The following is a 22,048-nucleotide window of genomic DNA, read 5'->3' as shown; positions in this document are numbered from 1 at the left end:
TCATCCCTCGTCCCCGCGCAGGCGCCGCAGCGCCGTCCGGGCGCCGCGCAGCGAGGTGGGGTCCTCGCCCACCGGCGCCACGCTGCCCTCGACCGCCATCTCGTACACCGTCAGCACCTGGTGCGTCACCGTCGACCAGTCGTACCGCCCGACGGCCGCGCGGCCCGCCGCGGCCACCCGGTCGCGCTCCCCCGGGTCGCCGAGCAGCCCGACGAGAGCGCGCGCGAGGTCGGCGGGGTCGCCGGTGCGGAACAGCACGCCCGCGGCGCCGTCGTCGAGCACCCGCCGGAACGCGCCCAGGTCCGAGGCCAGCACCGCGGTGCCCGCGCTCATCGCCTCGACCAGCACGATGCCGAACGACTCGCCGCCGGTCTGCGGCGCGCAGTACACGTCCGCGGACGCGAGCAGCCGCGCCTTCTCCTCGTCGCTGATCCCGCCCAGGAACTCCACCGCGTCCGCGTCGTCCCCGAGGAGCTCGCGCACCTCGGCGGGACCGGTGTCGCCGCGGCCGGCGACCAGGACCCGCACGCCCGGGAACGCCCGGCGCACCTCCGGGACCGCCTCGAGCAGCACCGGCAGGCCCTTGCGCGGCTCGTCCAGCCGGCCCAGGAACACCACGGTCGGCGCCTCGGGCGTCCCGGTCCAGCGCGGGTCGGCGGGCACCCCGTCGAACGCGTCGACGAACACCCCGTTCGGGATCACGACCGCGTCGCCGCCCAGGTGCTCGACGAGGGTGCGGCGCGCGTCCTCGGACACCGCGATCCGCGCGCCGATCTTCTCCAGCGACTGCCGGACCAGCGGGTAGGCGAGCTGCAGCGACCGCGACCGCACCAGCGAGGAGTGGAACGTCGCGACCACGGGGCCGTCGGCGATCCACAGCGCGAGCATGCTCAGCGACGGCGTGGCCGGCTCGTGCAGGTGCAGCACGTCGAACTGCCCGGCCTCCAGCCAGCGCCGCACCTTGGCCGCCGTGATCGGGCCGAACGCCAGCCGCGCGACCGAGCCGTTGTACCGGACGGGCACGGCACGGCCGGCGGAGGTCATGTAGGGCGGGATCGGGGTGTCCTCGTCGGCGGGCGCCAGCACGGACACGCTGTGCCCGCGGTCGATCAGCGCCTCCGCGAGGTCCCGGACGTGGAACTGCACGCCGCCCGGCACGTCGAACGAGTAGGGGCAGACGATGCCGACCCGCAGCGGTCGGGACGGCCCCGGCGCCAGGCCGGCGATCACGACGCCGCCTCGCCGGCCGCCGCCCTGGTCCGCGCGTACCGCTCGGGGTCCAGGTCGGCCACGAACACCTTCTGCAGCATGTGCCAGTCCTGCGGGGCCCGGGCGATGCCCCGCCCGAGGTCGTCCACCCACGCCTGGGTGAGCGCCGCGACCCGCTCGGACCGGGGGACGTCGTCGGGCACGCTCAGCAGCCGGCCGAACTCGATCACCACGCCCCACGCGGTGCCGGCCGCGCGCCGGCGCGCGCCGGTCAGGCGCTCGTACGTGATCGTGGCCGCGCACAGCGGGGCGCCCGTCGAGACGGCCAGCGCGGCGGGCCCGGCCGCGACCCGGGCGCGCTCGCCGAGCAGGTCGACCTCCACGCCGCGGGCGGTCAGGTCGCGGTCGGCGAGCAGCGGGACCAGGCCGCCGCCGGGCTGCCGGGCCACGCGCACGAGCTCGCGGAACACCCCGCCCCCCGCGCCGCCCTCCGCCAGCGGGATGATCTCCAGGCCGAGGCTCTCGCGGAACCGCAGGAACTCCTGGAACAGCGCCTCGGGCTTGAGCCGCTCGGCGACCGTGACCGTCCGCCCGAGGTTGCGGGTGGCCCAGGCGCCGGCGAGGTCCCAGTTGCCCAGGTGCCCGAGCGCCAGGACGATCATCCGGCCCTCGCGCATGGTGCCGACGACCTCGCCCGGGTCGACCAGCCGCACCCGGGCGTCGATCTGCTCGGGCTTCACCCCGACCAGCGCGAACGCCTCGCCGTAGTAGCGCATGTACGACCGCATGCCGAGCAGGCTCAGCCGGCGGATCTCGTCCGGGCGGGCCTGCGGCCGCACCCGCCCGAGGTTCGCCTCGAGCTGCCGGACGCCCGCGCCGCGGAGCAGCCACACCACGTCGGCGACCAGCCGGAACGCTCCGCGCACCACTGGGTCGGGGACCTTGCCGACGACCCGCCACGCGAACGCGAACAGCCGCGCCACGTCCAGCTGCGGGCGCCTCACGCCGCCCCCAGCGCCTGGCGCCGGACCGTCAGCACCCGCTGCGCGACCGTCACGAGCGACGCCACGGCGAGCAGGCCGAGCACCACGACCAGCACGGGCTCCGGCACGCCGACACCGACGAGGGCCGTCGCGACCAGGACCGTCGCGAGCCGGTCGGCGCGCTCGGCGATCCCGACCGCCGCGGTCATGCCGAGCCCCTCGGCGCGGGCCCGCGCGTAGGGCACGATCGCGCCGAGCACCAGGCACGCCAGCGCCAGGCCCGACCCCCAGCCCGCCCAGGACGAGTCGCTGCCGTGCACGAACCACAGCACCAGGCCGGAGAAGATCGCGGCGTCGCCGAACCGGTCCAGCGTCGAGTCGAGGAACGCGCCCCACGGCCCGGACCGGCCGGCGCGGCGCGCCATGACCCCGTCCAGGCTGTCGGTGAGCGCGAAGAACGCGATGACGAGGCTCGCGGCCAGGAAGTGCCCGGTCGGGTAGAGCCAGAGGGCCGCCGCGACGACGGCGACGGTGCCGGTGATGGTCACCGCGTCCGGCGAGACGCCGCGCTTCAGGAGCGCGTCCGCCACCGGGGTGAAGAGCCGGGTCATGGCCCCCCGCAGTCCGTTCAGCACGGGCCGGTCATCCCTTCTGGTCGCCGGCGGCGGCGTCGGCCGCCGGCCAGGCCGCCGCGAGGCGGGCCCGGGTGTCGTGCAGGAGCTCCGGCAGCGCCCGGGTGCGGCCGACGATCGGCAGGAAGTTGCTGTCGCCCGACCAGCGCGGCACCACGTGCTGGTGCAGGTGCGCCGCGATGCCGGCACCGGCGACGGCCCCCTGGTTCATGCCCAGGTTGAAGCCGTGCGGGCCGCTCACCGCGCGCAGCACGCGCATGGCCGTGCGGGTGAGGTCCGCGACCTCGGCCACCTCGGCGTCGGTCAGGTCCGTGTAGTCGGCGACGTGCCGGTACGGGACCACCAGGACGTGGCCGCCGTTGTACGGGTACAGGTTGAGCACGACGTAGGCGACCGCGCCGCGCGCGACGACCAGGCCGTCCTCGTCGGGCAGCGACGGGATGCGGCAGAACGGGCAGCCGTCGCCCTGCTCGCCGTCGGCCGGCTTGTTCTCGCCGCCGATGTAGGCCATCCGGTGCGGGGTCCACAGCCGGCCGAAGCCGTCGGGCACGCCGGGGAGGCCGGCGGCGTCCTCCACCGCCGGCTCCCCCCGGCCGTCGTCGTGCGCCGTCACCGCGTCAGACCTGCGCGTGCTCGCGCACGGCGGTCACGACGCGCTGCACGGCCTGGGCGACCGGCACGCCGTTCTCCTGGCGGCCGTCCCGGTACCGGAACGACACCGCCCCGGCCTCGGCGTCCTCGCCGCCCGCGATCAGCACGAACGGGATCTTCTGCGTGCTGGCGTTGCGGATCTTCTTGCCGAACCGGTCGCTGGACCGGTCCAGCTCGGCGCGGATGCCCTGGGCGCGCAGCTGGGCCACGACGTCCTCGAGGTACGGCTCGAACGGCTCGGCGACCGGCACCGCGAGCACCTGGACCGGCGCGAGCCAGGCCGGGAACGCGCCCGCGTAGTGCTCGGTCAGCACGGCGAAGAACCGCTCGATCGACCCGAACAGCGCGCGGTGGATCATCACCGGGCGCTGCCGGGTGCCGTCGGCGGCCGTGTACTCGAGGTCGAACCGCTCGGGCAGGTTGAAGTCGAGCTGGATCGTCGACATCTGCCAGGTGCGGCCGATCGCGTCCTTGGCCTGGACGGAGATCTTCGGGCCGTAGAACGCCGCGCCGCCCGGGTCCGGGACCAGCTCGAGGCCGGACTCGGTGGCGACCTGCCGGAGCGTCTCGGTCGCCTCCTCCCAGGCCGCGTCCTCGCCCACCGACTTCTCCGGGTTGCGGGTCGACAGCTCCAGGTAGAAGTCGTCCAGGCCGTAGTCCTTGAGCAGGTCGAGGACGAAGGTGAGCAGGCTGGTCAGCTCGCCCTTCATCTGGTCGCGCGTGCAGTAGATGTGGGCGTCGTCCTGGGTGAAGCCGCGGGCGCGGGTCAGGCCGTGCACCACGCCGGACTTCTCGTACCGGTACACCGTGCCGAACTCGAACAGCCGCAGCGGCAGCTCGCGGTACGAGCGCCCGCGGGAGTCGAAGATCAGGTTGTGCATCGGGCAGTTCATCGGCTTGAGGTAGTAGTTCTGCCCCGCGCGCTTGATGTTGCCCTCGGCGTCGCGCTCCTCGTCCAGCTGCATCGGGGGGTACATCCCGTCCGCGTACCAGTCCAGGTGGCCCGAGATCTCGAACAGCTGCTGCTTGGTGATGTGCGGCGAGTTCACGAAGGAGTAGCCGGCCTCGACGTGCTTGCGCCGGCTGTACTCCTCCATCTCCATCCGGATGATGCCGCCCTTGGGGTGGAACACCGCCAGGCCCGAACCGATCTCGTCCGGGAACGAGAACAGGTCGAGCTCGGTGCCCAGCCGGCGGTGGTCGCGGCGCTCGGCCTCGGCCACGCGCTCCAGGTACGCCTTGAGCTCGTCCTTGGTCGGCCACGCCGTGCCGTAGATCCGCTGCAGCTGCGGGTTCTTCTCCGAGCCGCGCCAGTAGGCCGCGGCCGAGCGGGTGAGCTGGAAGCCGTTGCCGAGCACCTTGGTGCTGGGCACGTGCGGGCCGCGGCACAGGTCCTGCCAGACCACCGTCTCGGACTCCCGGCCCGCGCCGCGCACGTTCTGGTAGTAGGTGAGGCCGCCGGCGCCGACCTCGACCGACGCGCCCTCGCCCGCCGTGTCGGCCGTGGACTTCAGGCCGATCAGCTCGAGCTTGTACGGCTCGTCCGCGGCGAGCGCGCGCGCCTCGTCGTCGGTGACCTCGACCCGGCGGAACGCCTGGTTCTCCTTGACGATCCGGGACATGACCTTCTCGAGGGCCTTGAGGTCCTCGGGGGTGAACGGCTCCTCGACGTCGAAGTCGTAGTAGAAGCCGTCGGTCACCGGCGGGCCGATGCCGAGCTTCGCCTTCGGGTTGACCTCCTGCACCGCCTGCGCGAGCACGTGCGCGGCGGAGTGGCGCAGGACGGCCAGGCCGTCCGGCGAGTCGACCGTGACGGCCTCGACGACCGCGCCGTCGGGCAGCGGGCGGGACAGGTCCCACAGGTCCCCGTCGACCCGCACGACGACCACGTCGCGGCGAGCGCCGAACAGGTCCGTGCCCGTCGTCCCCGCCTCGGCCGTGGTGCTGGTGCCGTCGACGGTGAGGGTGATGAGCTCGGACACTGCGGGGTCTCCTCCGGTCGGCCCGCGCCTCGCGCGCGGGGTCCGGGTCGATGCTACCGACCGGTCACCCGGTCGAGGGCCTCCGGCACGACGAAGGCCCCGGTCCGCTGGGGACCGGGGCCTTCGAGCCGGTGGGCGATACTGGGTTCGAACCAGTGACCTCTTCGGTGTGAACGAAGCGCGCTACCACTGCGCCAATCGCCCGGCAGACGAGAACATTACCCGACCGGGGGCGCGGATCCGAAATCGACGCGGTGTCCCGGGTCGTGGAGCGGGGCCCCGCCCGGCCGCCGCGCGACCTCGGCCGGGGAGGCCGCCCGGTGAGGGGTCCGGGTGGGTGAAGTTCGGCCCGGGACCTCCGCTCCTGGCGACCCGTGCGTCATGATGGTCTTCTCGCGAGGCGTGTGTGTAAGGAGGATGCGGTGGCCCAGCGCTCGTACGACGTCGTCGAGACCGTCGCCATGCAGCTCATCAGCTCCGATGCCAGCGTCCTGCCGGTCACCGCGGAGCTGTCCTACCGCGTGAGCGACCCCTACACGGTCCGCGCCGTGTTCACCTCGCCGCAGTCCACCTCCGTGTGGCTGCTCGGCCGCGAGCTGCTCCTCCAGGGCATGCTCGCCGACGCCGAGGACCCCGCCGGCTGCGGCGACGTCCAGGTGTGGCGCGACGAGGACCCGATGTTCACGCTCGTCTCGCTCACGGGCATCGAGGGCAGCGCGCTGCTCGCGTCCCCGTCCGAGCCCCTCGAGCGGTTCCTCACCGCGACCGAGCAGCTCGTGGCGCTCGGCACCGAGAGCGACCGCATGGAGGGCGAGATCGCCGCGCTCATCGCGGCGCTGCTCACCGCCTGACCGCTCCGTCGTCGTTCCCGACCCCGGTCAGGGGTCGAGGTCGTCGGCCGCCCGCGCCCGGAACAGCCGCGCCACCTCGGAGGTGAGCGGGCCGACCGCCACCGGCGCACCCTCCACCACCTCGACCCCGACGACCCCGCGCAGCGACCCGGCGAGCGCCAGCCCGGCGGCGCCCGCGCGCGCGTCCTCGACCACCGACCACGGCAGCTCGTCGGCGGTGGCCTCCCGGACCGGCAGGCCCGCCTCCCCCGCCCAGGCCAGCGCCAGCGCGCGCGTCACGCCGGGCAGGCAGCCCGACGACAGCCCCGGGGTGAGCAGCTCGCCGCCGCGCTCGACCAGCACGTTCGACGTCGCGCCCTCGCACAGCGCCCCGCGGGTGTTCGCCAGCAGCGCCTCGTCGCCGCCGGCGCGGGTCGCCGCGGCCAGCGCGAGGACGTCGGCGGCGTAGGACGTCGACTTGTGCCCGGCCAGCGGGGACCGCTCGTTGCGCACCCAGGCGGACCGGACGACGTGCGCGGGGCCGCGGACCGGCGCGGGGGCGGCGGTGACCACGAGGGCGGGCGCGGTGGCCGCGCCGTCCGGGCCGGGCGCGCCGGGGCTCACCGTGATGCGGAGCCGGCCGACCTCGGGCCCGCTCGCCGCGAGCACCGCCGCGACGGCCTCGCGGACCGCGTCGTCGGCGACCGCCGGCAGGCCGAGCGCGTGCGCCGACGCGGCGAGGCGCGCCAGGTGCCGGGTGAGCGCGAAGGCCCGGCCGCCGACCACCGCGCAGGTCTCGAACAGGCCGAGGCCGGTCGCGTACCCGGGGTCGGTGCCCGCGACGACGGGCTCGCGCGGGTCGCGCAGCCGGCCGCCGGCCCAGAGGACGCTCGCCACGGCGGTCATCCTGCCACCGGGCCGGCGCCGCCCGAGGCCAGCCCGACGAGCCGCCGCGCCTTCAGCTCCGTCTCCGCCCACTCCGCGTCGGGGTCACTCCCCCACGTGATGCCCGCGCCCGTGCCGAACCGCAGCACGCCGTCGCGCCAGACGAAGGTCCGGATCCCGACGGCGAGCTCGGCCCGGACGCCGCCGTCCTCCGCGGCCTCGACCCACCCCACGGCACCGCAGTACGGCCCGCGCGGCACCGGCTCCAGCCGGCGGATCAGGTCGAGCGCCGACGACTTCGGCGCCCCGGACACCGACCCGGGCGGGAAGGTCGCCCCGAGCAGCCGCGCCCAGAGGTCCGCGCCGTCCCGCACGTCCGCGCGCAGCCGGCCCCGCACGGTCGACACCAGGTGCGCCAGCCCGGGGTGCTCCTCGACGCCGAGCAGCGTGATGACCTCGACGGTGCCCGGCTCGCAGACCCGCTGCAGGTCGTTGCGCACCAGGTCGGTGATCATCACGTTCTCGGCGCGGTCCTTCGCGGTCAGGCCCTCGGGTCCGGGTGCGGTGCCCTTGATCGGCGCCGAGGTGACCCAGCCGTCCTCCACCCTGAGGAAGAGCTCCGGCGAGGCCGAGACCACCCAGACCGGCGGCACCGCTCCCCCGGCCGGCACGTGCACGCCGCCGGCGTACGGCGCGGGGTTGCCGGCCGCCAGCCGGGCGCCGAGGGCGCGGGCGTCCGGCTCGCGGCCCCCCTCGGCCGGGAGCGGCGCGGACAGGACCCGGCAGAGGTTCGCCTGGTAGACCTCGCCCTCGCGGACGGCCGCGCGCACCGCCGCGACGGCCGCGACGTACGCGGGCTCGTCCAGGGAGGTCGTCCAGGCGGACGGGTCGGGGCCGCGCCACGCGGCGGTGGCGGGGCCCGCGTGGTCGCCGTCCGGGTCCGCACGGTCGGCCCCCCGGAACCGCCACGCCGCGACGGGACCCTCGAAGTCCCCGACCACCACCCAGAGTCCCGGCACGCGCAGCCGCCCGGGCTCGCGGGCGACGTCCGGGACGTGCTCGACCGGGTCGCGCAGCACCCGGCCGCCGAACCAGGCGACCCCCGCGGCGGGGTCGGGCGGCGTCGCGGGCGCGGCGTGAGGAGTCGGCACGGGGACCACGCTAGCCAGCCAGGCCGCGCGGGTGTGGCGCAGGTCGCACGACCCCTCCCCGGCGGGCCGGCGGCCCCGACGCCCCTGCTGAGGGGCCCGATCCGCGTCATCACGCGGGTCTCCGGGCCCGTGGTCAGCCAATTGGACTCCCGCCTCGGAAGTCGGCTAATGTTCTCGACGCACCAGGAACGCCGGTGAGAACCGGCAGGACAGGCGCGCGGACGTGGCTCAGTGGTAGAGCATCACCTTGCCAAGGTGAGGGTCGCGGGTTCGAATCCCGTCGTCCGCTCGGAGGCAGACACTCCCGGCCGGCCTTTCGGTCGCTGAGGACTGAGGTCTCAGGGTGGAGTGGCCGAGAGGCGAGGCAGCGGCCTGCAAAGCCGTATACGTGGGTTCGAATCCCATCTCCACCTCGTAGCAGCACCCGGGCGATTGGCGCAGCGGTAGCGCGCTTCCCTGACACGGAAGAGGTCACTGGTTCGATCCCAGTATCGCCCACCAGCAAGGCCCCAGGTCACAGACCTGGGGCCTTCGCCGTGCACCGGGAAGCGCGCACCGGTTCTCTGCAGATTCCCTTGGAGCGCGGCCCGCGAAGTGCCGCTCAGAGGCCGCACCTGGCGCCTGGAGTCCGGGCGCTCGCACGGCTGGCCCTTCCCGACGCAGTGACAGCAGCCCCGCACCGAACACGCTGTGCCACGCGCCAACCGGAACGCCCCGATCAGGCAGTCGAACCGCCGCATCTGTCGCCCGCCGGGCCCGATCGGCGGCGACACTCGCGCTGCGACTCTGACACATGAGCCTGTGCCGCTCGGTGGCCTGCCGACGCGACTGAGGGCCGGTCTCCCCTCGGGAGCTTCCGAACCTCGGGCTCCCGGCGGTCGAGGCCCCCACGGGCGCGCTCGCCGGCGCCGACGTCGACCTGTCGCTCGCCGACGGGGTCCTGCGCTCCGACGGCACCACCGTGCCATTCGCCCGGCCGCCCGAGATGATGCTGGAGATGGTGCGCGCGGGCGGGCTCCTGGCGATGGTGCTCGCCCGCCGAACCGCACCCGTACCGCCGACGGAGGCACGATGACCAAGCAGAAGTTCGACGACCTGGCCACCGACTACGACGCGAGCCGCCCCCGGTACCCCGACGAGCTGCTCGCGCACGTCGTCGCAGCGCTCCCGACCGGGCGCCGGCTGACCGTCCTGGACGCCGGCGCGGGCACCGGCATCGCGCTCGAGGGCCTCGTCGGCCTGCTCGGCGAGGAGCACGACTACGTCGCGGTGGACGTGTCCGGCGGCATGGTCGAGGTCGGCCGGACCAAGCTCGGCTTCGTCGACTGGCACGTCGAGCCCGTCGAGCCGGCGCTGGCGCGCTACCGCGAGTCGCTCGACCTGGTCGTCGCCGCGCAGGCGTACCAGTGGCTCGACCGGGAGCGGTTCGTGCGCGAGGCTCTCGCGGCGCTGCGAGCCGGCGGCGTCCTGGCGGTCCTGCAGAACAACCGCGACCACGAGTCGTCGGCGTTCCTGGCCGCGTACGAGGACCTGCTCGAGCGCCGCAGCCCCGGGTACTCGCGCGACTACCGCGCGTTCGACGTCGCCCAGGAGCTGGCCGGGCCGTTCCGCGCCGCCGGTGGCACCGTCACCACGCACGCCGTCACCTGGTCCCGGCCGAGCGAGGTCGACGCGTTCGTGCGCATGGCCGCGTCCTCGACGCAGGTGCAGCGGGGGGTGACCGCGCACGGGCCGGTCGTCCTGGACGAGGTGCGGGCGCTGGCGGCCGCGGCGGGGCACGACGGGGTCGTGGACGTGGCGTACCGCTCGGAGGCGTACCTGGCGCGCCGGCCGGGTTGAGGGGGCGGGACCAGCCAGGCCGCACGGCGTCCAGCACCAGCACGACGTCGTCGCCCAGCGCGTCCAGCAGCCGCGGCCGCGCGAGGCGTCCCGGGCACGGAACTTGCGGGTGCACCCTCCCAGCGAGCGGTGTCGGCATGCCGATCCCCGCGCACCCCCACGGCGGCCGGGCGCCGCGCGGGGACTGTCTACCACGCGGGGCATGCGGCCCTGGTGCGCTCGGGCTCGAACCAGGGCCGGTTGTCGTTCGGCTCGATGACGCCGGACCCAGCCCCGCGCGGCTGTCGACCAGGGAGCAGGTCTCCGGACCAAGACGCTTCCGTCATCGGGATCAGCCGCCCACACCTGCTGACAGTGATGGACTCTGGCGCGCTCCCCTCCACCGAGGTCGGGACACACGGCCGCATCGAAGCCAGCGACCTCCTCGAGGTCCACGAACGGCGGCAAGCCGCTCACCCGACGCTCGCCGACGCCCGCGACGACGCACCGATCGCCGACCGGCACCACCTCGCCGACCGGCACCACCTCGACGACACCGCACCACTCAGCGACACCGCCCTCAGCACCTCGACTCGCTCGAGGAACGATCCCCGATCCCCGCGCGCGCTGCTCGACCGGCTGCGCGCGGAGACGACGGTGGACGTGGTCGAGCTGAACGCCACCGCGTCGGCCCAGGGTCTCTACCGCGGGCTCGGGTCCACCGAACCCCGGTACGTCGCGCTGCAGGCACGCGTTCGCTCACGCACGGGCCGTCCTCGGGACCGGGGCTCGCTACGCTCGCCCCGTGAGCGTCATCTAGCGGAACCACGTCCGGGTCTCGGGCGTCCCCGGCGCTCAGCCGCTGCTGTTCGCGCACGGGTTCGGCTGCGACCAGCACATGTGGCGGCTCGTCGCCCCGCGCTTCGAGGACGCGTACCGCGTCATCACCTTCGACCACGTCGGCGCTGGCGGCTCCGACCCGCGGGCGTACGACCGCGACCGGTACTCCTCGCTGGACGGCTACGCGGACGACGTCCTCGCGATCGTCCACGAGCTCGACCTCACGGACGTCGTGCTCGTCGGCCACTCCGTGTCGGCGATGATCGGCGTGCTGGCGGCGGTCGCCGAGCCCGACCGGTTCGCGCGGCTGGTCCTGATCGGGCCGTCGCCGCGCTACCTCGACGACGACGGGTACACCGGCGGCTTCTCCGCGGCCGACATCGCCGAGCTGCTGGAGTCGCTCGACAGCAACTACCTCGGCTGGTCGCGGGCGATGGCGCCGGTGAGGTTCTGCACCGCGGTGCTCGTGCGGCTGCGCCGGGAGGGCGCAGGCTGGCGCGCCACGGTCGCGAGCGGCGGGCACCCGCTGCCGCTCCTCCGCCGGCACGGGCAGGCGTCGCGCCCCGTCGGGGCGTACGGGCACGTCCTCGGCATCATGCCCCGGCCCGCGTTCGTCGACACCGCGCTGGAGCTCGGGCCGGGTGACGCGCTGGTGCTGTTCACGGACGGCGTCACCGAGGGGCGCCGGGGATCGCGGCTGTACGGGGCCGAACGCCTCGCCGACGCGGTGGACGCCCACCGCGCGACGGCTGCCGACACCACCGGGGCGGTGCTGGCGGATGCGCTGGCGTTCCAGGCCGGCGACCCGCGCGACGACATCGCCGTCGTCACCGTGGCGGTCGACGCCGGACCACCGGCGCCACCGGCCTGAGCAGTGGTCCCGGGGCCTGCGACGGCCCGCGCGGGTCACCCCGCGGAGGTGATGCCACCGCCGGGCGTCGCGGCCAGCGTGGAGGGGCCGCCGGACCCGCGCGGCCCGCCCGGACGCTGGAGCCCACCATGGTCATCTTCCTGATCCGGCTGCTGATCTTCCTCGGCTCCGCGGCCCTCGGGCTGTGGGTGGCCTCCCTGCTCCTCGACGACTTCCACCTGACGACCAGCGGGTTCCTCGCCGCGGTCGTCGTGTTCACGGTCGCCCAGGCGGTGCTGTCGCCGTTCATCGCGAAGATGGCGGCCCGCTACGCCGGCGCGTTCCTGGGCGGCATCGGCCTGGTGTCGACGTTCGTCGCCCTGCTGATCGCCTCGGCCGTCACCGGCGGGCTGACGATCGACGGCGGCGCGGCGACCTGGATCGCGGCGGTCGTGATCGTGTGGCTGGTCACGGCGCTGGCGACCTGGTTGCTGCCGCTGCTGTTCCTGCGGCGCCGGCTGGAGGAGCGCCGGGCGGGTGGGCCTCGCCCCGCCTGACGGCCCCCGCGCGCCGGGGCCGGCACTGCCGTGTCCCCGGCGCCCCGTAGCCTCCTGGCGTGCAGATCCTCGACGACGGCGCGCTCGCCCTGAGCGCGAGCGACCTCGCCGCCGCGGCCGCGTGCCCCTACGCCGTGGTCCGCGCCCTCGACGCCGCGCTCGGCCGCGCCCCTGCGGTCGACCGCACCGTCGACCCCACCGCGGCCCGCGCCGGCCGGCTGGGCGCCGCCCACGAGCGGCGCCTGCTCGACGCGCACCTGGCCGCGCTCGGCCCCTACGACCCCGCCACCGGGCGCGGGGTGCTGGTGCTCCCCCGGCCCGGGGACCGCACGGTCGCGGGCCTGGCCGCCGCCCACGACCGCACGCTGGACCTGCTGCGCGGGGGCGTGGACGTGCTCGGCCAGGCCGCCCTGTTCGACGGGACGTTCACGGGGTACGCCGACTTCCTCGTGCGCGAGCCCGGCCACCCGGCGCCGCGGTACACGGTCGTGGACGCCAAGCTCGCCCGGCACGAGCGGCCCACCGCGCTGCTCCAGGTCGCGGCGTACGCGGACCAGCTCGCGGCGGCCGGGATCCCGCTGACCGAGCACGCGGAGCTGGTGCTCGGCGACGCCCGCGCCACCCGGCACCGGCTCCGCGACCTGCTGCCGGTCTACCGGGACCGCCGCGTCCGGCTGCAGCGGCTGCTCGACGAGCACCGCACCGGCGACGCGCCCGCCGCGTGGGGCGACCCGCGGTACCGGGCGTGCGGGCGGTGCGCCGTGTGCGCCCCGGAACTGGAGGCGCGCCGGGACGTGCTGCTCGTGGCGGGCGTGCGCAGCACCCAGGCGGCGCGGCTCCGGGAGGCGGGCGTGCGCACGATCGAGGACCTGGCCGCGCGGACCGGGCCCGTCCACGGCGTCGGCACCGGGACCCTCGCGACGCTGCGGGCGCAGGCGGCGCTGCAGTCGCGGCAGGACCACGGGGACGGGTCGGTCCTGGCCGACGTGTTCGACACGGCACCGATCGGGGCGCTGCCGGCCCCCGACCCGGGCGACGTCTTCTTCGACTTCGAGGGCGACCCGCTGTACTCGGCCGGCGAGGTCGGTGCCGACGGGCAGCCCGCGACCTGGGGCCTGGAGTACCTGTTCGGGCTGGTGGAGGCGCCCGACTCGCCCGGCGCCGACGCGCCGTTCCGGGCGTTCTGGGCGCACGACCGGGCGCAGGAGAAGCAGGCGCTCGTCGACTTCCTCGCCTACGTCCGCGAGCGCCGGGCCGCCCACCCCGGGATGCACGTGTACCACTACGCCCCGTACGAGAAGACTGCGCTGCTCCGGCTGGCCGCGCGGCACGGCGTCGGCGAGGCGGAGGTCGACGAGCTGCTGCGCGCGGGGGTGCTGGTCGACCTGTACGCGACGGTGCGCGGGTCGCTGCGCACCGGGCAGCGCTCGTCGTCGCTCAAGAAGCTCGAGCCGCTGTACCTGCCCACGCCCCGCACGGGCGACGTCACCACGGCGGGCGACTCGATCGACCAGTACGCCCGGGCGTGCGCGCTGCGGGACGCCGGTGACGACGCCGGGTGGCGCGCGGCGCTGGCGGCGATCGCGGAGTACAACGCGGTCGACTGCGGGTCGACGCGGCTGCTGCGGGACTGGCTGCTCGCGCGGGGGGCCGACGCGGGCGTGCACCTGCGGCCGCACGTCCCGGCCGTCGCCGCGCCCGGCGACGGGGCGGCCGACGACGGGTCGGCCGACGAAGCCCCCGAGCACGACGCCCTCGTCGCGGCGCTCTCGGCCTTCGCCGACGACCCCGCCCACCGCGCCGGGGCGGCCGACCCGCACCGCCGCACCCCGGACCAGCAGGCCGTCGCCCTGCTCGGCGCCGCCCTCGGCTACCACTGGCGCGAGCAGAAGCCGTTCTGGTGGGCGCACTTCGACCGGCTGTCGGCCGACCCCGCCGACTGGACCGACCCGCGCTCGACGTTCGTGGCCGAGCGGGTCGAGGTCGTGACGGACTGGCACACCCCGCCGCGCGCCCGCACGCAGCAGCGCGTCCTGCGGCTGACGGGCCGGCTGGAGCCCGGCAGCGAGCTGCGCACGGGCGCGACGTGCTTCGGCCTGTTCGACGCCCCCGCGCCCGAGCACGCGCAGGTCCCCCGGCACGCGACCCGCGGGTACGCGCCGGGGTTCACCGTCCTCGACGTGACCTCGACCGGCGACGGGGCCGCCGCGCGCGACGAGCTGCTGGTGTCCGAGCGCCTCCAGGCGGCGTGGGCACCGCACGACCGGCTGCCGATGGGCCTCGGCCCGACGCCGCCCCCGCCGACGGGGACGATCACGGCGGCCCTGCGCGGCCTGGCAGAGCGCGTCGCGGCGGGACTGCCCGCTGTCCCCCACCAGGCCGCCCTGGACCTCGCGCGCCAGCTCCCGCCGCGCACCCGCTCGGGCCGGCCGCTGCCCGTGCCCGCGGACCAGCCGGACGGCACCGTCGGCGCGATCACCGCCGCCCTGCGGGACCTCGACGGCTCCTACCTCGCCGTGCAGGGCCCGCCCGGGACCGGGAAGACGTACACCGGGTCGCACGTGATCGCCGCGCTGGTCGCCGACGGCTGGCGGGTCGGTGTCGTCGCGCAGTCGCACGCCGTGGTGGAGAACCTGCTGGCGAGGGTCGTCGAGGCGGGCGTGGACCCGGCGGCCGTCGGGAAGAAGCCCCGCCCGGGCGCGACGGCGGCCCCGGTGTGGACGGCTCTGACGGGCTCGACCGCGTTCGGGCGGTTCCTCGCCGCGCAGCGCGGCGGGTTCGTGCTCGGCGGCACCCTGTGGGACGTCACGCACCCCGACCGGCTGCCGGAGGGCGGGTTCGACCTCCTCGTGGTCGACGAGGCGGGCCAGTTCTCGCTCGCGAACACGTTCGCCGCCTCCGCGGCGGCGCGGAACCTGCTGCTGCTCGGCGACCCGCAGCAGCTGCCGCAGGTGTCCCAGGGGCACCACCCCGAGCCGGTCGACACCTCGGCGCTGGGCTGGCTGACGGACGGGCAGGACACGCTGCCCCCGGAGCTCGGGTACTTCCTCGACGCCACCTGGCGGATGCACCCGGACCTGTGCGCGCCGGTGTCGGAGCTCGCCTACGACGGACGGCTGCACGCGGTGCCCGCCGCGGCGGCGCGGCACCTCGACGGCGTGCCCGCGGGGGTGCGCACCGTGCTGGTCGACCACGACGGCAACGCGGTGTCGAGCGTCGAGGAGGCCGACCGGGTCGTCGCGGAGGTCCGCGGGATGATCGGGCGCGCCTGGACCGAGGACGGGACCACCCGCCCGCTGGCCCCGGAGGACGTCCTGGTCGTCGCGGCGTACAACGCGCAGGTCTGGACGCTCACCCGGGCCCTCGCCGCGGCGGGGCTCGACGGCGTGCGGGTGGGGACGGTCGACCGGTTCCAGGGCCAGGAGGCCCCGGTGGTGCTCGTGTCGCTCGCGGCGTCGACGCCCGAGGACGTGCCGCGCGGGATGGAGTTCCTGCTGTCCCGGAACCGGCTCAACGTCGCGCTGTCCCGCGGGAAGTGGGCGGCCGTGGTCGTCCGCTCCCCGCGGCTGACGGACTACCTGCCCGACAGCCCGCACCAGCTCGCGGAGCTCGGGGCGTTCCTGCGGCTCAGCGGCCCGGACCCGGCGCCCGTCGCGCACCCGCGCCCGCAGCCGCCTGGCGGTCGAGCAGCGCCCGCCCCGGCACCACGACGGCCAGCACGAGCCCCGCTCCGAGGACCGTGAGGCCGACCCGCGCCAGGTCGGTGGCGAACGCCTCGCCCGTGCTGGAGGTCAGCAGGATCACCGTCAGCGTGAGCAGGGCCGCGTACTGCGCGTACGGCCGCGCGAGGTTCGCCCACGCCGCGGCGAGGGCGCAGAGCACACCCAGGACCGTGAGCACCCGCGTGTCGGGCACCACCGCGACCAGCAGCGCCGCGGCGAACCCGCCCGCGAGGGTGCCCGCCACCCGGGCACCCGCCCGGCTGCGCAGCCGGTCGTAGCGGGGGTGCAGGACGACCAGCACCGTGAGCAGCACCCACCACGCGTGCGAGTCGGGGAACCACCGCATGCACACGTACGTGGCGGCGGCCATGAGGGGGACGAGGACGACCGCGTACAGCCGGGCGCCCCGCGCCGACTCCCCCGGCGGCCGCGGCGCGCTGACGCCGCGGCCCGCCGTCGTGAGCACCAGCGCCGCCCAGGCGCCGCCCACGGCGACGAGGGCCCCGGCGACGAGCACCCGCTCGGGCGTGACGGGGCCGCCGGCCGTGATCCCGAGCGCCGCCGGCGCGGGCGGGGAGACCAGGGCCAGTGCCAGGGGCGTCGCGGCGGTGGTGCCCATCAGCAGCGCGCCGGACCGCGAGCCCCGCGCCACCGCCGCGCACGCCAGCGCCATCACCAGCGCGCCCGCCCACGGCCACGGGCTGACCGCGGTGCCGACCACGGTCGCCGCCGCGGCCAGCCCTGCGCCGAGCCACGCGGCGCGCGGCGCGAGCAGGAAGCCGCCCAGCGTCGGCGGCAGCGCGAGGAAGAGGAGGTAGGCATCGGCGTGCCAGGGCGACGCCGCGAACGCGGCGGACGGCAGGAGCAGCAGCAGGACGGCACCGAGCAGGCGGGCGCGCGGGGCTCGGCGGTCGTCCACCGGCGCCACGGTAGCGCCCCGGCGGGACTCTCACCCCGCCCGGGTGAGCCGGTCGCCGCGCCGCCCGGGGGACAGTGCAGTGCGGGCACGCCGTGCCCGGACCGGACCGGCGCGCCGCACGCCGCCGCACGAGGAGGACGAGCGATGACGACGTTCACGGCCTGGAAGTTCGACACGCCCGAGGGCGCCGAGCGCGCACGGGACGCCCTGCTCGCCGCGCAGGGCGAGGGGATCGTCACCGTCGTCGACTCGGCGGTGGTCTCCTGGCCCCAGGGCGAGAAGCGCCCCGAGCTGCACCACCACCACGAGGGCGGGAAGCACGCGGCCGGCTGGGGCGCCCTGTGGGGCCTGCTGGTCGGCGGGCTGTTCTTCGTGCCGCTGCTCGGCGCGGCGGCCGGCGCGGGCATCGGCGCCCTGGCCAAGTCGGTCGAGGGCGTCGGGATCGACGAGAAGGACCTGATCACGCTCCGGGACGAGACCACCGAGGGCACGTCGGTGCTGCTGGCGGTCACGCAGGACGGCGACCTCGACCGGCTCGGCGAGCGGTTCCACGGCCTGGGCTCGCGGCTCGTCGCGACGAACCTGACCGAGGCCGAGAAGAGCCTGCTGCTCGAGACCTTCGGCTGAGCGGCCCCGCCGTGGCCGGCACCGAGGCGCTGACGCGGCCGCGGCTGGTCCGGCGCCGGGCGGGTCACCTGTACGGCCTGGTGGTGACCGGGTCGGTGCTGGCGGCCGCGCCCGACTCGATCGGGCTGGCGCGGCTGGCCGTCGCGCTGCTGGGCACGCTCGTCGTGTACTGGGCGGCCGAGAGCTACGCGCACTGGACGGCGACCCGGACCCTGCTGGGCAGGAGCCTGCACGGCGAGGAGCGGCGGGAGGTCGTCGCCGACGGCCTGCCGCTGGTCGCCGCGTGCCTCGTCCCGGTCGCGGTGCTGCTGGCGGAGGCGGTGCTGGGCGTCGCGCCGGGCACCGGGGTGCGGGTCGCCCTGCTGACCAACACGGCGCTGCTCGTCGGGGTCGGCTGGCGGATGGCCACGTCGGGCGGCGTGCGGGGGTTCGCCCGGGTGGCGAACTCCGTGGGCGTCGGCCTGCTGGGCGTCGCGATGGTGGCGCTGAAGTACGCGCTGCACCACTGAGCCCCGCGGGTCAGCTCAGGAGCCCCAGCGACCGTCCGCGCGCCACCGCGCCGCGCCGGGTCTGCACGTCCAGCTTCCGGTACAGCGACTTCAGGTGCGCCTTCACCGTGTTCACCGAGACGAACAGCTCCTCCGCGATCTCGGTGTTGCTCGCCATGCTCGGCAGCGCCGCGAGCACGCTCAGCTCGCGGTCGGTCAGCGGGACGGGCAGGGGCTCGGGCTCCGGCGCGGGCTCGGGTGCGCCGACGTGCTCGACCAGTGCGGACGCCAGCGGGTCGTCCCGTCCGGGCAGCACCCGTGCGAGCGCGGCGCGCCCCGGCGCGCCCGGCGTGACGAACGGCCGGACCACCCGCTCCGGGCCGGCCACCGCGAGCGCCCGCCGCACGAGGTCGTCCGCGTGGTGCGGCGTCCCGCGCTCCTCGGCGAGGTCCGCCAGCAGCAGGCACGCCTCGATCTGCGTGAGCAGCTCCCCCACGTCCGCGGCCCAGCCCGCGGCCACCCGGGCGTGCTTCAGCGCCGCCGCCGCGTCCCCGCGGGTGCGCGCCCGGCGGGCGGCGACCAGCGCCTCGAGCGGCGAGGCGATCCGCGCGTCGGCGGGCCCGACGGCACCGTCGGTGCCGGTGAGCTGGGCGAGCTCGGCCGCGGCGCGCCCCCGCAGCGCGGCGACCATCGCCGGCACCGGCCCGGGCGGCCGCTCCGCCGCGAGCGCGTGGGCCGCCGCCCGCACCCGCCCCCGGGCGAGCGCGGCGAGCGCCTGCATCGCGTGCAGGGCCGCCACGCACCACGGGTCGTCGCCCGCGTCCGTGGCGGCGAGCCCGTAGGCGACGGCCCGGTCCGCGTCGCCCCACCGCGCCCGCAGCAGCGCGACCCACGCGAGCGCCGCGTACGCCGGGCGGACGTGCGCGTACCCGGTCCAGCCGGAGGCCACCGCGACGTCGACCGCGTCCCGGGCCGCACGCTCGGCGGCGTCGAGCCGGCCCAGCACCGCCAGCGCGAGCGCGAGGCCCGCGTGGGCGCTCAGCGAGGTCAGGTCCAGCGCGTCCGGGTCCTCGGCGACCGAGGCCGCGAGCTCGCGGTGCGCCCCGAGCGCGTCGCCCTGCCACAGCAGCGACCCGCCCCGCAGGTCGTGCGCGGCGCGCAGGTAGGCCAGGTACGCGGGGAACGGCCAGGGCACCTGGGCCAGGGACTGGAGCGCGGCGACCGCGCCGCTCCCCTGGGCGGCGACGTCGCCGATCCCCCGCGCCGCCGCGGCGTCGAGGAGGTCGGCCAGCACCCGGGCCGCGACCGGTGGCCGGCCCGCGTGGGCGGCGTCGTGCGCCGCGAGCGTCCGCAGCCGCGCCACGTGCGCGCGGCACGCCGGGTAGGCGCGGTCCACGTGCGCGAGGGCGGCGGCGCACAGCTCGGACCACGCCGCCGGGGGCGCCTCGTCGTACGGCAGCCGCAGCAGCGCCTGGCGCACCGCCTCCCGGTTCGCGGTCACGAGCAGCGGGGCGGCCGCCTCGGCGACCACGCGCCCCACCAGCTCGCCGTCCTCCGCCTCGGTGGCGTGGTCGAGCGCCGCCACGGGGTCGCCGTGCCGGAGCAGCCACCGGGCCGCGCAGGCGTGCGCGTCCTGGTGCCCCTCGGGGTCCCGGACCCGCAACGTGGTGTGCAGGATCTCGCGGAGCAGCGGGTGGTACCGCAGCGAGGCCCCCGCGGGCGCGACCGGCCCCACGAAGTCGTGCGCCGCGGCGAGCGCCTCGTGCAGCCGCCCGGGGGGCGCGCCCGGGCTCAGCGCGCGCGCCAGCTCCGGGCTGAAGGTCGGGACGACGCTGGAGCGCAGCAGGTACGACCGCACGGCGCCCGGCTGCCGGTCGACCACCTCGTCCACCAGGTAGTCGGCGACCGCCCGGTCGTCGGTCAGCGCGTCCGCGACGTCGTCCTCGGTGGGCGGGTCGCCCACCCCCTGGAGCCGGGCCAGCCGGCCGAGGGAGATCCGCACGCCCGTGGGCCAGCCCTGGGTGTGCTCGAGCACCAGCCGGGCCTGCTCGGGCGTCACCTCGACGCCCTCGACCTCGCCGAGGGCGCGGACGTCGGCCGCGGTGAACGCGAGGTCCTCCGCCGCGAGCAGGGTGGCCCCGCGGCGCCCGACGGGCGGGTCCGACCGGCTGAGGATCAGCAGCCGCAGGGGGACGTCCGCCGCGAGCAGGTCCCGCACGGTCTGCACGACCGTGTGGTGCCGGACGACGTCGAGGTCGTCGACGACCAGCGTCGACTCCTCCGGCAGCGTCGCCAGACCGCGCATCCAGCGCGCGACGAAGGCCGGGGTGCTCGTCGGCGGCACCCGGAGCCGGGCGAGCGGGTGGTCCGCCGGCACGGCGCCGCTCGCGCGCAGCGCGTCCAGGACGCGGCTCGCGAGCGCCTGGGGCACCGTGTCCCGCGGCTCGAGCGACAGCCAGGCCACCGGTCCGGGCCGGGCGGCCGCCCACGTGGCCACCGCGGTGGTCTTCCCCCACCCCGCGCCCGCCGCGACCACGGTGAGCCTGGCGTCCCCGTCGCCGTCGAGCAGCTTGTCGACGGCGGGGCGCCGCACCGTGCGCGCGGCCGACGGCCGCAGGGTGCGCTGCTCCGGCGTCCGGACGTCGAGTCTCCCGGTTGCCCTGCCCGGTGGCTCGCGCAGATCTCGTCCGGAGCCCCTCCCCTGGGAGCCCATGACGGCAACGTATACCCGGGCGTCGCGTCCCCGGCAGGGGTGCGCGGCTGCTCCACCCGCGGCGGGTGATGCCCGCCCGACCAGCGCCGACGACCGTAGGAGCCGGGACCGCGGGGGCGGACCCGCCCGGGTCGACCGGGCGCCGCGGAGCGCAGGAGGCAGTCGTGGAGACCGCGATCGAGGACATGGGCCCGGTGGACTACCTGGTCGTCGAGTTCCCGGAGAACCGCCTGGACGGCGAGGCGTTCCCCCTGCTGATGGACCTGGTCGACCGGGGTGTCGTCCGGGTCCTCGACCTGGCGTTCGTCGCCAAGGCCGACGACGGGACCGTGACGGGCATCGACCTGCGCGAGCTCGACGCCACCGGCGACTTCGACGTCACCGTGCTCGAGGGGGCGTCGTCGGGGCTGCTCGGCGACGACGACCTGGCCGAGGCGGCCGCGGCGCTCGCGCCGGGGGCGGCCGCCGGGGTGCTGGTGTACGAGAACGCGTGGGCGGCGCCCTTCGCCTCGGCGCTGCGGCGCGGCGGCGGCCAGCTCGTCGCCAGCGGCCGGGTGCCGGTGCAGGCGCTGCTGGCGGCGCTCGACGCCACGGAGGTGTGAGGCGGCGCCGGCCTCGGCGCGGCACGGACCGACCAGGGCACGACGGAGAGCACGACGAGGACACGAGGGACGAGGAGGGGGACCATGCCCGGACTGCTGCGAGGGGTGGCCAGGACGGCCGTGATCGCCGGGACCGCGAGCGCGGTGTCGGGTCGGGTGCAGCGACGCCAGCAGGGTCGGTGGGCGGAGCAGGACGCGCACGCCGCCCAGGCCCAGTACGGCGCCACGGTGCCGCCGGGGTACGGCCCCCCGGGGTACAGCCAGGAGCCGCCGTATCCGGCGGTGCCCGCGGGGTCGCCGGCGCAGGACGCCGCGGACGCGCGGATCGCACAGCTCCGCGACCTGGCGCGGCTGCGCGACGAGGGCGTGCTGACGGCGGAGGAGTTCGCCGACCAGAAGGCGCGCATCCTCGCGAGCTGACCGCACCGCCGACGGACCCACCCGCGCCGACGCCGGCGCGGGTGGGTCCGCCCGCGCCCCGCCCCGTCCGCCGAGATGGCAACTCTCGGCTGTCGAGCGGCCCTCGGGCGCAGCCGAGAGCTGCCATCTCGGCAAGGTCCCGCGGGCGAGGTCCCGCGGGACCTTGCCG

The 22,048-nt window shown here is 76.5% G+C and carries 18 protein-coding genes and 4 tRNA genes; 12 read left to right on the top strand and 10 right to left on the bottom strand.

The window, feature by feature from the left end:
* The 6 genes from MHY85_RS06820 to MHY85_RS06795 form a co-directional block, all read right to left on the bottom strand.
* On the bottom strand, positions 1–1,194 hold the full coding sequence (locus tag MHY85_RS06820; RefSeq protein WP_239194671.1) for a glycosyltransferase family 4 protein: 1,194 nt from the start codon (positions 1,192–1,194) through the stop codon (positions 1–3).
* A 32-nt stretch (positions 1,195–1,226) separates the two neighbouring features.
* Positions 1,227–2,213: a phosphatidylinositol mannoside acyltransferase gene (locus tag MHY85_RS06815; protein WP_239194582.1), complete on the bottom strand. Its 987-nt coding sequence runs from the start codon at positions 2,211–2,213 to the stop codon at positions 1,227–1,229.
* Positions 2,210–2,827, bottom strand: coding sequence for a phosphatidylinositol phosphate synthase (pgsA, locus tag MHY85_RS06810; RefSeq protein ID WP_239194579.1), 618 nt, complete (start codon positions 2,825–2,827; stop codon positions 2,210–2,212). Before pgsA ends, MHY85_RS06815 begins: the two co-directional genes overlap by 4 nt.
* Positions 2,828–2,834: 7 nt before the next feature.
* Positions 2,835–3,437 (bottom strand): HIT domain-containing protein, encoded by a 603-nt coding sequence (locus tag MHY85_RS06805; RefSeq protein ID WP_239194576.1) that lies wholly within the window; start codon positions 3,435–3,437, stop codon positions 2,835–2,837.
* Positions 3,438–3,441: 4 nt separating this feature from the next.
* A complete protein-coding gene (gene thrS, locus MHY85_RS06800; RefSeq protein WP_239194573.1) occupies positions 3,442–5,457 on the bottom strand; it encodes a threonine--tRNA ligase in 2,016 nt (671 codons plus the stop codon).
* A gap of 132 nt (positions 5,458–5,589) precedes the next feature.
* Positions 5,590–5,661, bottom strand: a tRNA-Val gene (locus MHY85_RS06795).
* Between the two features lie 218 nt (positions 5,662–5,879).
* Between MHY85_RS06795 and MHY85_RS06790 the strand changes: the two genes are divergently transcribed.
* Complete coding sequence (locus MHY85_RS06790; protein ID WP_154728987.1) at positions 5,880–6,308, top strand: SsgA family sporulation/cell division regulator; 429 nt, start codon at positions 5,880–5,882, stop codon at positions 6,306–6,308.
* A 27-nt stretch (positions 6,309–6,335) separates the two neighbouring features.
* On the opposite strand, the gene MHY85_RS06785 is transcribed toward MHY85_RS06790, so the two are convergent.
* Complete coding sequence (locus tag MHY85_RS06785; protein WP_255732188.1) at positions 6,336–7,193, bottom strand: aminotransferase class IV; 858 nt, start codon at positions 7,191–7,193, stop codon at positions 6,336–6,338.
* Positions 7,190–8,323: a chorismate-binding protein gene (locus MHY85_RS06780; RefSeq protein ID WP_239194514.1), complete on the bottom strand. Its 1,134-nt coding sequence runs from the start codon at positions 8,321–8,323 to the stop codon at positions 7,190–7,192. Before MHY85_RS06780 ends, MHY85_RS06785 begins: the two co-directional genes overlap by 4 nt.
* 217 nt (positions 8,324–8,540) lie before the next feature.
* On the opposite strand from MHY85_RS06780, the gene MHY85_RS06775 reads away from it, so the two are divergent.
* The 7 genes from MHY85_RS06775 to MHY85_RS06745 all read left to right on the top strand — a co-directional run bounded on the left by MHY85_RS06775 (position 8,541) and on the right by MHY85_RS06745 (position 16,131).
* Positions 8,541–8,612: transfer RNA gene (locus MHY85_RS06775), tRNA-Gly, on the top strand.
* Positions 8,613–8,665: 53 nt separating this feature from the next.
* Positions 8,666–8,736 (top strand) — tRNA-Cys (locus MHY85_RS06770).
* Between the two features lie 13 nt (positions 8,737–8,749).
* A tRNA-Val gene (locus MHY85_RS06765) sits at positions 8,750–8,824 on the top strand.
* A 570-nt stretch (positions 8,825–9,394) separates the two neighbouring features.
* Positions 9,395–10,162, top strand: a complete 768-nt coding sequence (locus MHY85_RS06760; RefSeq protein ID WP_239194511.1) for a class I SAM-dependent methyltransferase — start codon at positions 9,395–9,397, stop codon at positions 10,160–10,162.
* An 841-nt stretch (positions 10,163–11,003) separates the two neighbouring features.
* The gene (locus MHY85_RS06755) at positions 11,004–11,852 is read left to right on the top strand and encodes an alpha/beta fold hydrolase (RefSeq protein WP_308191329.1); all 849 of its coding nucleotides are present in this window, start codon (positions 11,004–11,006) and stop codon (positions 11,850–11,852) included.
* A 128-nt stretch (positions 11,853–11,980) separates the two neighbouring features.
* Complete coding sequence (locus MHY85_RS06750) at positions 11,981–12,388, top strand: phage holin family protein (protein ID WP_239194505.1); 408 nt, start codon at positions 11,981–11,983, stop codon at positions 12,386–12,388.
* A gap of 59 nt (positions 12,389–12,447) precedes the next feature.
* Positions 12,448–16,131 carry a TM0106 family RecB-like putative nuclease gene (locus MHY85_RS06745; RefSeq protein WP_239194502.1) on the top strand — a complete coding sequence of 1,228 codons (3,684 nt, stop codon included), beginning with the start codon at positions 12,448–12,450 and terminating at the stop codon, positions 16,129–16,131.
* On the opposite strand, the gene MHY85_RS21765 is transcribed toward MHY85_RS06745, so the two are convergent.
* Entirely contained in the window at positions 16,016–17,029 is a 1,014-nt protein-coding gene (locus MHY85_RS21765) for an FUSC family protein (protein WP_239194483.1), read from the bottom strand. The two genes, MHY85_RS06745 and MHY85_RS21765, sit on opposite strands and share 116 nt — an antisense overlap.
* Before the next feature lie 144 nt (positions 17,030–17,173).
* Between MHY85_RS21765 and MHY85_RS06735 the strand changes: the two genes are divergently transcribed.
* Both MHY85_RS06735 and MHY85_RS06730 read left to right on the top strand, forming a co-directional pair.
* Positions 17,174–17,656: a DUF1269 domain-containing protein gene (locus MHY85_RS06735; RefSeq protein WP_239194479.1), complete on the top strand. Its 483-nt coding sequence runs from the start codon at positions 17,174–17,176 to the stop codon at positions 17,654–17,656.
* A gap of 11 nt (positions 17,657–17,667) precedes the next feature.
* Positions 17,668–18,165 (top strand): hypothetical protein, encoded by a 498-nt coding sequence (locus tag MHY85_RS06730; protein WP_239194476.1) that lies wholly within the window; start codon positions 17,668–17,670, stop codon positions 18,163–18,165.
* A gap of 10 nt (positions 18,166–18,175) precedes the next feature.
* On the opposite strand, the gene MHY85_RS06725 is transcribed toward MHY85_RS06730, so the two are convergent.
* A complete protein-coding gene (locus MHY85_RS06725; RefSeq protein WP_239194473.1) occupies positions 18,176–20,857 on the bottom strand; it encodes a LuxR C-terminal-related transcriptional regulator in 2,682 nt (893 codons plus the stop codon).
* Positions 20,858–21,021: 164 nt separating this feature from the next.
* Here MHY85_RS06725 and MHY85_RS06720 point away from each other — a divergent pair, with 164 nt between their 5' ends.
* Positions 21,022–21,459, top strand: a complete 438-nt coding sequence (locus MHY85_RS06720; protein ID WP_239194470.1) for a DUF6325 family protein — start codon at positions 21,022–21,024, stop codon at positions 21,457–21,459.
* Positions 21,460–21,543: 84 nt separating this feature from the next.
* A complete protein-coding gene (locus MHY85_RS06715; RefSeq protein WP_239194467.1) occupies positions 21,544–21,879 on the top strand; it encodes an SHOCT domain-containing protein in 336 nt (111 codons plus the stop codon).
* Positions 21,880–22,048 lie beyond the last annotated feature (169 nt).

The sequence above is a fragment of the Cellulomonas sp. ACRRI genome (genome assembly GCF_022346185.1).
Taxonomy (GTDB): domain Bacteria; phylum Actinomycetota; class Actinomycetes; order Actinomycetales; family Cellulomonadaceae; genus Cellulomonas.
This window is presented reverse-complemented; position numbering and strand designations above follow the sequence as displayed.